The sequence below is a fragment of the Escherichia sp. MOD1-EC6098 genome, assembly GCF_002965865.1.
Lineage (GTDB): Bacteria > Pseudomonadota > Gammaproteobacteria > Enterobacterales > Enterobacteriaceae > Escherichia > Escherichia marmotae.
Map to the genome: position 1 here is coordinate 64,335 of NZ_PTSN01000022.1, position 10,009 is coordinate 74,343.

At 45.7% G+C, this 10,009-nt stretch carries 9 protein-coding genes; 2 read left to right on the forward strand and 7 right to left on the reverse strand.

The window, feature by feature from the left end:
• Positions 1–69: 69 nt before the first annotated feature.
• Positions 70–207 (reverse strand): stationary-phase-induced ribosome-associated protein, encoded by a 138-nt coding sequence (sra, locus tag C0K55_RS20715; RefSeq protein WP_000841554.1) that lies wholly within the window; start codon positions 205–207, stop codon positions 70–72.
• A gap of 90 nt (positions 208–297) precedes the next feature.
• Positions 298–513, reverse strand: a complete 216-nt coding sequence (bdm, locus tag C0K55_RS20720; protein ID WP_000495761.1) for a biofilm-dependent modulation protein — start codon at positions 511–513, stop codon at positions 298–300.
• Between the two features lie 322 nt (positions 514–835).
• On the opposite strand from bdm, the gene osmC reads away from it, so the two are divergent.
• Positions 836–1,267 carry a peroxiredoxin OsmC gene (gene osmC, locus C0K55_RS20725; RefSeq protein WP_000152293.1) on the forward strand — a complete coding sequence of 144 codons (432 nt, stop codon included), beginning with the start codon at positions 836–838 and terminating at the stop codon, positions 1,265–1,267.
• A gap of 320 nt (positions 1,268–1,587) precedes the next feature.
• Positions 1,588–2,511, forward strand: coding sequence for an omptin family outer membrane protease (locus tag C0K55_RS20730; RefSeq protein WP_001516383.1), 924 nt, complete (start codon positions 1,588–1,590; stop codon positions 2,509–2,511).
• A 67-nt stretch (positions 2,512–2,578) separates the two neighbouring features.
• Here C0K55_RS20730 and dosP read toward each other — a convergent pair whose 3' ends face one another.
• The 5 genes from dosP to C0K55_RS26710 form a co-directional block, all read right to left on the reverse strand.
• Entirely contained in the window at positions 2,579–4,984 is a 2,406-nt protein-coding gene (gene dosP, locus C0K55_RS20735) for an oxygen-sensing cyclic-di-GMP phosphodiesterase DosP (RefSeq protein ID WP_072274857.1), read from the reverse strand.
• 24 nt (positions 4,985–5,008) lie between these two features.
• On the reverse strand, positions 5,009–6,391 hold the full coding sequence (gene dosC / locus C0K55_RS20740) for a diguanylate cyclase DosC (RefSeq protein ID WP_000426259.1): 1,383 nt from the start codon (positions 6,389–6,391) through the stop codon (positions 5,009–5,011).
• A 352-nt stretch (positions 6,392–6,743) separates the two neighbouring features.
• Complete coding sequence (locus tag C0K55_RS20745) at positions 6,744–8,063, reverse strand: family 10 glycosylhydrolase (RefSeq protein WP_016248698.1); 1,320 nt, start codon at positions 8,061–8,063, stop codon at positions 6,744–6,746.
• Between the two features lie 131 nt (positions 8,064–8,194).
• A complete protein-coding gene (gadC, locus tag C0K55_RS20750; protein ID WP_001516379.1) occupies positions 8,195–9,730 on the reverse strand; it encodes an acid resistance gamma-aminobutyrate antiporter GadC in 1,536 nt (511 codons plus the stop codon).
• 156 nt (positions 9,731–9,886) lie between these two features.
• A partial coding sequence (locus C0K55_RS26710; protein WP_001684489.1) for a hypothetical protein occupies positions 9,887–10,009 on the reverse strand: 123 nt, incomplete at its 5' end.

Sequence of the window (10,009 nt, forward strand, 5' to 3'; positions counted from 1 at the left end):
AGATAAAAACAAAAACACCATTGCGCTGGCAATGGTGTTTAATCGTCATTGAGGACGGATTGTTAAAACTTACTTTTCAGCGGGGCGTTTTCTGCCGGTTGGGTTATTTACCACGCTGGATTTGTCACCTTCGGTAACTATTTTGCGCTGGTTAGATATTTTATGATCCAGTCCAAGAATATGACGGGCCTGACGGTTCGATTTCATTTTAACTCCTCAATCCTGTTACTAGTTTTAAGGACAATTCGCCAAAGCGAAGAAACGTACCCCCTAAGGTTGCGGATCAAGCATAGCAGCTTAAAGTGTAGGGTGCTGGCCACTGACCACATAATTAATAGTTTGCTGGTAGATATCACTGAGGATGTCGTTATCAGAAGCTTCCAGCCATTTGGTCAGCTCCATGAGAATATCATCTTCAGTGACAACACCGTGCTCTGCCCGAAGGCCTTGCTCAATGGCGTTAACCAGAGCGGGTTCTGCTGTGGAATTTGCTGCCTGATAATAAGTAAACATAGTGATCCTCCTTGTCTGTGTATTTATGGTGTCTGCTACGCCTCGCAGATTTATAAAGCACATTCAGCATGGCAAATATTTATTGTCTCGTTACCAGGAATAATCCTGGTTGATGATTTTTATATTTTAAATGCATGATGTTATTGGCTTTTATCTGTTGGGGTATCGTTTTAATCCTATATTTCCAGACATCCGGTGCGGTCATTCCATTTAAATGCGCAGGTGATTTTTTTAGCCGGTTTAATTCGGAATATCCTGCTTATCCTCTTGCTGTTTCTCCCGTAGTCTATAATTTCCTTTTTAAGCCCACAGGAGAGCAACAATGACAATCCATAAGAAAGGTCAGGCACACTGGGAAGGCGATATCAAACGCGGGAAGGGAACAGTATCTACCGAGAGCGGTGTGCTGAACCAACAACCGTATGGGTTTAACACGCGTTTTGAAGGCGCAAAAGGAACCAACCCGGAAGAGCTGATTGGTGCAGCACATGCCGCTTGTTTCTCGATGGCGCTTTCATTAATGCTGGGGGAAGCGGGATTCACACCAACATCGATTGATACCACTGCCGATGTATCACTGGATAAAGTGGATGCTGGTTTTGCGATTACTAAAATTGCACTGAAAAGCGAAGTCGCCGTTCCGGGCATTGATGCTTCCACCTTTGACGGTATTATCCAGAAAGCAAAAGCAGGATGTCCGGTTTCTCAGGTACTGAAAGCGGAAATTACGCTGGATTACCAGTTGAAAGCATAAATTCTCGCCGGATGATGCGTCATCCGGCAAGTTATCTACACAGATACTTTGTCCTTATCCCAATGAGATCTCGTATTTAAACTGCATCTTTATTCTGCTCATTATCCCCTCTGCTCATAAAAAATCATTATTGCATCAGGTTGTGAATTTATACTTCGTTCAGAATATCAGTAAATATTGGGTTATTTATGTTTTCTGTTTGATGGTGCGAATCATATGTGCCATTGTAAGACTTAGTTAATTTTAACCAATTCAAATCTATTTAAATTAATTCATTTCAATTAATTTGCTAATTGATATTGTTCAATAAGGATGAAGCCATGTCGGTGAAAAAGGTCTCTTTTTTTATTGTGTTAATTTATCTAAGCCAGTATGCAAGTGCATCTTCAGAATTTAATTTCTCACCTGACAGTGTTTTTGTTGATGCTTCTCTTTCATTTCTGAATGGTGAGTCAGGTGAGTTTGTCTATAGTAATGGTGGCACACTTAGCCAACTGGACTGGAAAATTCAAAATACGCCCATTGTTAAAATGGGCGTAACCTGGGATGCAGTCTCATGGCTGACTCTTAATGCCAACGGCTGGACGACGCTTGCCTCTGCCGGTGCGCTAATGGATGATTATGACTGGCTGGAGCCGGGGCAACAACACTGGAGCGATTGGTCACATCATCCTGCAACACGGTTAAATTTTGCAAATCAGTTTGATCTCAATATGACAGGTTGGTTTTTAAAGGAACAAAACTACCAATTAGGCGCTGTGTTAGGCTATCAGGAGACGCGTTTCAGTTGGTTGGCGAAAGGCGGTTACTATAGTTATGACAACGGTGCCGACATTGGTGATATTCCTCATGGCCAAAAAGTTATTGGTTACCAACAAAAATTCAGCGCTCCCTATTTAGGTCTTTCTGGTAAATATATCTACCATGATTTTGATATTATAACGCAATTTAAATATAGCGCCTGGGGAGAAGGGAAAGGCACAGATCAGCATTACTTGAGCAACATTACATTTAAAGATAAAGTATCTAACCAAAAATATTACTCAGGTCTTATTAACGTGGGGTATAACATTAATCCACAGGCGCGTATTTTTACAGAAATATCATGGAGTAGATTCTCTAATGATGTTGGTAACACAACAATTTATCATAAAGAAAATGGTGAACGTGTAAAAGATAAAGATTCACCAGGGATGCAGAATTATAATTACATTATTGGTGCGGGTATTATGTACAGATTTTAATATAGCGGCGCGCAAATAGCTTAATACGAATACATGAAATCTTGCCCGCCAGTGCGGGCAAGATTTACTAAACGTCGATTTGAAGCGGTAGTGCAGTAGACATCCAGACAGAGATCTCTTCGGCGGGTAAAGGGCGTGAGAAGAAATAGCCCTGAATAACGGGGCAGTGGATCTTGCGTAACATCTCAAACTGTTCTTTTGTTTCTACACCTTCAGCCACTACGGTTAAGTTCAGGCTTTGTCCAATGCCGGTAATAGCTTCTAACAAGGCGCGAATGCGTTTTTCAGTCAGACAGCGATCGACAAAACTTTTATCAATTTTGATTTCTGTTACCGGCAGGCTGACTAAGCGTGATAAACCAGAAAAGCCGGTGCCGAAATCATCGACGGATAAACCTACACCCATATCCCGCAGGATCTGGATGCGTTTAAAGATCTCCGTATCGTGTTCCATCATCATGCTTTCGGTGATTTCCACTGTTAGCTGGTGGCCGTCAATCGCCCAGGCTTCCATCGCGTCGGAAACCTGATTGGGTAGTTGATTACTGCGAAAATGCAGCGCAGACAAGTTAACGGATAACGCCGGGATGTGAATATTCTGGCTATGCCATTCTGCTAACTGGCGACAGGCTTCAGCGATGACCCAGCGACCAATGTTTTCAATTTCACCAATCTCTTCCGCGAGGGGAATAAACCGGGAAGGGGGAACATGACCATGCTGTGGATCGTACCAGCGAGCAAGAGCTTCAAGACCGTACAGTTCACCCGTTTCCGCGAAGATCTGCGGCTGGTAAACCAGTTTCAACTGGTTGTTGCTGATCGCTTCTTTCAGCGCCGCACCTAATACCAGCCGCTCTTTAACCATTTCGTTCATTGTCGGACTAAAGAACTGCCAGCCGTTACCGCCATTTTTGCGAATGAAATCCATCGCATTGTGGGCGGTAGAAAGCAGGTAGTCACGGTTTTTGCCAACGTCGTAACTGATACCAATGCTTAAGGTTAAAGGAAAAGGTTGATCGTCAATGATGACCGGCTTTCTAATGATGTTGCGTAGCTCATCAGCGATTTGGGTAATGTTGCTTACTTCATCCTCCAGGCTAATGAGGACAAACTGTGCACCTTCAACGCGGCAGAGATACTGATCGGGTTTGAGTTTTTCGCGAAAACGATTAACGACCTCTAACAATGCCTGATCGGCCCACGCGTAGCCGAGGCTGTCGATCACATCCTGAATATGGTCGACGCCAATAAGATACACCACCGGAGAGACGGCTCTATCGACCAGGTCATCAAGGTAATTGTGCAGATTATTGCGATTTGGCAGACCGGTCATCGGATCAAACTGAATTAGCTGTTCGATGTGCTGGCGGCTTTTCTCCTGTTCCAGCGCCAGTGCGGCCATATGCTGGCTGATATCTGCCACACGTTCGACAAATGCACTGGTTTCTGTTCCTGCCGCGGTCTTGATTTGCAGTATCCCCGCAGGCGCACCATCACGCTGGCGAATGGTGACAGCCCAGCTTTGTGCATTCTTTACATCTACCTCATGAGAGGACGATGCCCAATGCACTGGCATCCCATTACGCAATGCATACAACGATACGTGTGATTCATGAAGAATGGATTCAATATTACGGCAAATGATTTCACCCATTTCGTGAAACGGTGGGCTACTGCACATGGCAGCGAGGATGTTGCCTTCCAGTTGGCGGATTTGCCGTTCTTCGGTGATATCTGAGAAGGTCATCACCAGGTTTTGTAGATGAGCAAGCACGTCATAGACCGGACTGATAGACGCTTTAATCCAGATATTTTCACCCGTACGCGTCAATAACAGAAATTCATCCTGATCGCGGGAGGTTTTCCACAATAGTTGCTGTAAGCGAATGCGGTTATCTGTCGGGTAATCAGGAATGTTAAGTAGCGTATCGGGTTGCATACCGCTGGCTTCGCTGATGCAGTAGCCAAACATTTCGGTAAATGCGCGATTGCACTGCACGATATGACGCTCAGGATCGAGCACAATCACAGGTCGGTCGAGGTGGTCTACGGCAATGAGCAACTGCCGGGTCTGTTCTTTCTGCGCCATTTCAACGCTGGCATCCCGAACCAGCGCCAGATAATAAATTTTCCCTTCGGCAGTCACTTTTGACAGAGCAAATCGTGTCCATATTTTACTGCCGTCTTTTTTCTCCAGTTGCAATTCCCGGCTCATTCCTTCGACACGCGCTTTACCACCTTCACGGTTATGCCGGATATATTCAGGATGTGCAGGGCGCAAATTATGGGGGATGAGCATATCGATGTTATTGCCAATGACCTCTTCGCGCTTATATCCCCAGAGCTTCTCTGCGGCTGGGTTGAAAAACATCACTTCATCATTTTCGTTAATTAACACCGCCCCCATCATATTTTGTTCAAGGGCGGGAAAAAAAATGCCGTCAGCGGCATTTTCTGCATCGGTTAGCTTCATGATTACCTCTGCATCCGGGCGCATTTAAAGACTGGCTTTCCAGAGTTCAACACGGTTTCTACCTCGTCTTTTAGCGATATACAGAGCTTCGTCGGCTATTTGAATTAAACGTTCATAATCAGGATGCCCATTAAACATGGCGGCACCAATGGACAGAGAGAGGACAATATCTTCGCCGTTTGCAGCTTTTAGTTTGGTTTTTTCTACCCGACTGCGTATACGTTCTGCGGTACGTAAAGTGTCAGTTTCTGAGGCTTCAGTCAGTACAATGATAAATTCATCGCCACCGTAGCGGAAAACATAATCACTGCTGCGAACATTGTCGTAAAACGCCTGCGAGACTTTACGTAAGATCTCGTCACCGGTGTTATGTCCCCATGTGTCGTTGATCTCTTTGAATTTATCAACATCGATGATTAGCACAGACAACGGCGTGCCGGTTCTATTGGCATGGGCAATTTCACGTTTGAAGATAGTCGGCAGGAAACGGCGGTTGAGTAGCTTGGTTAACACATCCATTCCCACTTCATGGCGAGAAACTTCTTCAAACAGTTCTCGTAGTAAAGTGATAATTTGCGATACGGTATTTCGTATCTGTAATAAAAATTTCACTCGCAGGCTTTTGTTACTCAGATTTTTGGCATGGAGTATTGTCTGATTGAAAATTCCGTCGAAATCCTGAACCAGGCGGGAGATATGGCCTACTTCAGCAATACCACTAAAATAATGGCGGCCTTTATGGTTAAACCACAGGCCAAAATCAGCCTGGCTTAACGGTAGGCTACTGCCTAAATCAGAATCCAACAGAACTTTATAAATAATATCTATTTCCCATGAAAGTAATGAGGCTATTTGCCGTTCTTTTTCTTCTTCAGCATTTTCCAGTAATGAGAATATACGATAGTTCTCATCTTCTTTAGCGGCGCTACTGTCGCTAAAGGTAAACGCCCTGGTCATAACTTCCATGGCTATATCGATACTGTTAATCGAAAAATGATAAACCTGAAGTTTTTCCGCAGGCGAATAATCAGAGGAAAATATCACTGGATAGAGGATTTTTTTCAGCACGCGAAAACCCATCTCGACAATTTCCACGGGAATGCCAATACGAGCATGGACTTCAGCCACGGTATGTTGGATTTGTATCAGTCTTTCAACATCGTCCGTTTGCGCAGAGAGTACGTTGATAATCCACTTTTCCATAGCACTTTTGAGCTGTCTTTCAACCTGTTCGTTACTCAAAAACTCTTCGGCGTGCGGGTCAGTGCGTACAATACGATAAAACTCATTGCTCAGGTAATGGGCATGGGTAACGGCAATTTCTGCGGCTTTTGTGCGAATGATGGGAGCGGCCTGGGCAACTAATCCGGTCCACTCATCTTTCATTCTTTTAAAGTACATCTCCATAATTCAGCCCCTTATACGACTGGAAAGGCAAATGAGATCGAAAAAACGAAACGCAACACACTGGACAGGCTTATTGCACCATATTCTCCTGAAATATGAAGATGTAATGAAGAGAAATAAACGAGTTAGACAGTTTTAATCTACGCTACTGTTCTTCTGAAGAGTATAGCCCATCGTGATTATTTTTCGGTGGCGACGAACATCACTTTGTTTTTCATATTAATACTAATTAATCAGGAGATTATGGCCATTTGCTTATACGCAAATAATTTAACATTAAGAGAATGTGACTTTTTTGAAAGGTAACAGGCCGGTGCTTTAATCACCGGCGATGACACAGTAAAAAAGGGGATTAGCTTCCCCAGCGACTTTGCAGATAACTAACGGCTTGCTGGGTCTGTGGTTTATTCAGGTAATCTTCGCGGAACAAAATAGTACCGCTAATTTCTGGAACAGCGTCGTTAAGATCGAGCTGCTTTTTCAGTTCTGGCACGCCGCCGTTAACTGTCCAGTCAGGTTCTATCTTCGAGGGTTCTCCAACTTTATAGAAGGCGACACCGATATAGAGACGAGTTTTGGTCGGTTTGACGACATCTGCCCACCATTTAGCCAATACGTCATAGCGTGCAGCGCTACGAGAGAAAGGCCAGTAAATTTGTGGGGCAATATAATCCAGTAAACCTTGTTCGACCCAACGGCGGGTATCCGCATAGGATTCATCATAGGCAGCAGCTCCACGGGTATCTGAACCGAGTGGATCATGTGAGCGATTACGCCAGACGCCTGCCGGGCTAACACCAAATTCGACCTCAGGCTTCAGGCTTTTTATGGTATGCGATACTTTCGCGATTAACTGCTGGGTATTGTTGCGTCGCCAGTCTGCTTTCGAGGCAAAAGCGCCCCCATATTTGCGGTACGTCTCGTTATCGTTAAGCAGTGAACCTGGTGATTCGGTGTAGAAATAGTCGTCGAACTGCACACCATCAACCGGATAACGGGAAACGACTTCTGCAACTATCGATGTGATCCAGTCCTGAACTTCAGGGATGCCCGGGTCGAGAACAAAACGGTCGCCCGATGTCCTGATCCAGTCGCGATGCTGCACATAGACGCTGGCAGGTTGCTGCGACAGGGTGTTATTCAATTCCCTGATTGTTCCGGGTTTAGTATTAACCGACACGCGATAGGGGTTAAACCAGGCGTGTACTTTCATCCCACGCTTGTGGGCTTCATCGAGTATAAATTGCAGCGGATCGTAACCGGGGTCTTCACCCATCTTGCCGGTCATAAGATCTGACCACGGCAAAATTTTTGATGGCCAAAGGGCAGTGCCATCGGGCTTTACCTGGAAAAAGACCGTATTTATGCCGAGACGTTGCAGATGATCCAGCTTGTCGATCATCGCCTGTTGTTGCACGCTGGCTCGGGTGGTGGGGTTACTAATGTTAACCGAGGAAACCGGGGGCCAGTCGAGGCGAGACACAGTGGCCAGCCAGATACCACGCATGGGTTGCGACGATTGTTGCGCTGTTGCTGGTGGTTTTAAGCCTGCTGGTGGTGTAACTATTGTGGTTGGCGGTGTTGTCTTACAACTACACAGTAAAAGAGCCAGTGCAACGAGCGCCGCTGGTCTTTTGAGCGCGAATTTCACGTTTCGGGAGCAGATATCCATATATGCTGGTTTCCGGTAAACAGATGTGTTGCTCATTCTCGTACTTATCTGGGGCAAGTCAATACGATAACTGGTACGAAAAAGGGAGCGATTAACTATCGCTCCCTTATACTGTTACCACTCAGATAGGGTTAGTGTTTCTTGTCGTTTATCACAATATAGTGCGGTGAACGGGCACGTGGATGCAGGAAGAAGTGGCCTTTCGGCGCGTTCTGGCTGTTAATTGGCTCCAGTGTTACACCGGTATTCGCTTTGCCTCTACGATCATGGATGGCATAGAGAATAAAGGGCAGGGCGAGTACTACCAGGAAACTCACCACCAGTAATTCAACATACATATCGGTAGAGTCACCCTGGATATTATCCGGCGGCAGGAAGGAGACGATAAACGCCATAATTGAGGTCAGCAGACCGACAATCGCTACCACCAGTTTTACGCCTTTACCGCCAGGGATATTAAATGTGCGTTTTAAATCAGGATGTTTAAGGACTAATACAATGTAGCCAATAAACAGCATGAAATAAGCACACAGATAAATCACCACTGTCAGTGCCAGTGCAATCAGGAAGGACATGTTGTTACCACCACCGGTATTGGTGAGGATAATCAACGCAATTGAAGTGATCACCAATTGGGAAATAACCAGCGTTACCGGCACGCCATTTTTGTTCATTTTGGCGAAGCTGGCGGGCAGCAGGTTTTTCTGTGCAGTGACATACATACCGCGAGAAGGGCCGACAATCCAGGATGCTATTTCTGCCAGTACCCCCAACAGCAGTAGGGCGGAGATCACGCGTACCGTCCACTCAATTTCCGGTGCCACATGGGACATCAGAACGGTAAAGGTTTGCATCACCCCTGCGGAGAGGTTGATTTCATTACCCGGAATGACCATCGCAATGGACAAACCACCAACCGAGCTTAAGCAGATTGCCGCCACCATCAATAGCAGCATGGCTAATGGATAATCGCGCCCTGGATTACTCATTTCATTGACGTGCGTTGCGGATGCTTCCACCCCCATATAACTCAGGATGAAGGCAACAAACACAACCAGCGTGCCAATTTTTGAGAAATCAGGAAAGAAGGTTTTTGCATCCATTTCGATAGCAACCGGCGCACCGGAGTGCAGGTAAATAGCCGCTAATGCGATCAAAATAAATGCAGGCAGCAGGATCCCGGCGAAGAAGCCGACTTTAGCAATTCGCGCCGTATATTTCGTGCCGCCGAACTGCGTTAATGCCAGTGCCCAAAGAATGATGAGTGCTGCAATGGTTTTCGTTACCGGGTCTTCATTCAGTGCAGGCCATTTAAGGATGTAGGAGAGCGCCCCTAACACGAAATAGAGCATTGGAATAAAGCCGATAGCGATTTGCAGATAGCCAAATGAGATAGCTGCAAATCCCCATTTCAACCCCAGGGTATTCGATACCCAGGCGAAAACACCACCTTCCTCCCAGCCGTCCACGGTAGCCATTTCCGCAGCACAGAGGCCCACGGGAATAAACCATAAAATCCCGCCTAATAGCAGGAAGAAGACTAATGAAAAACCAGATGTTGCGAATGTCGGGTATTCATAAACAGCCATTACCATCGACGCCGTAATGGCGAAGAATCCAAGTAATGTTAGCTGCTTAGCTTTACCTGTCTGTACCGATGTAGCCATATTATCCCCCTAAAACGGTATTCCTGTCGGAACCGCACCTGTCTTGTTCTGAAGCGTGTTCAGAGCAATATTTTCCGTTGCTAATGCCAGTGAACAGACTTTGGAATTTGTCCCGAAACAGGAGCGTTCCGGGACAGCATTACCACTTAAACGTTATCAGGTATGTTTAAAGCTGTTCTGCTGGGCAATACCCTGCAGTTTCGGGTGATCGCTGAGGTATTTCAGGGAGGCTTTGTAGTCTTCCAGCAACAGTTCAGCGAAGTCCATTTCGAAGCCACG

Excerpts from the sequence above, each read along its gene's own strand:
- sra (WP_000841554.1), bottom strand. The coding sequence starts at position 207 with ATGAAATCGAACCGTCAGGCCCGTCATATTCTTGGACTGGATCATAAA.
- bdm (WP_000495761.1), bottom strand. The coding sequence starts at position 513 with ATGTTTACTTATTATCAGGCAGCAAATTCCACAGCAGAACCCGCTCTG.
- osmC (WP_000152293.1), top strand. The coding sequence starts at position 836 with ATGACAATCCATAAGAAAGGTCAGGCACACTGGGAAGGCGATATCAAA.
- C0K55_RS20730 (WP_001516383.1), top strand. The coding sequence starts at position 1,588 with ATGTCGGTGAAAAAGGTCTCTTTTTTTATTGTGTTAATTTATCTAAGC.
- dosP (WP_072274857.1), bottom strand. The coding sequence starts at position 4,984 with ATGAAGCTAACCGATGCAGAAAATGCCGCTGACGGCATTTTTTTTCCC.
- dosC (WP_000426259.1), bottom strand. The coding sequence starts at position 6,391 with ATGGAGATGTACTTTAAAAGAATGAAAGATGAGTGGACCGGATTAGTT.
- C0K55_RS20745 (WP_016248698.1), bottom strand. The coding sequence starts at position 8,063 with ATGGATATCTGCTCCCGAAACGTGAAATTCGCGCTCAAAAGACCAGCG.
- gadC (WP_001516379.1), bottom strand. The coding sequence starts at position 9,730 with ATGGCTACATCGGTACAGACAGGTAAAGCTAAGCAGCTAACATTACTT.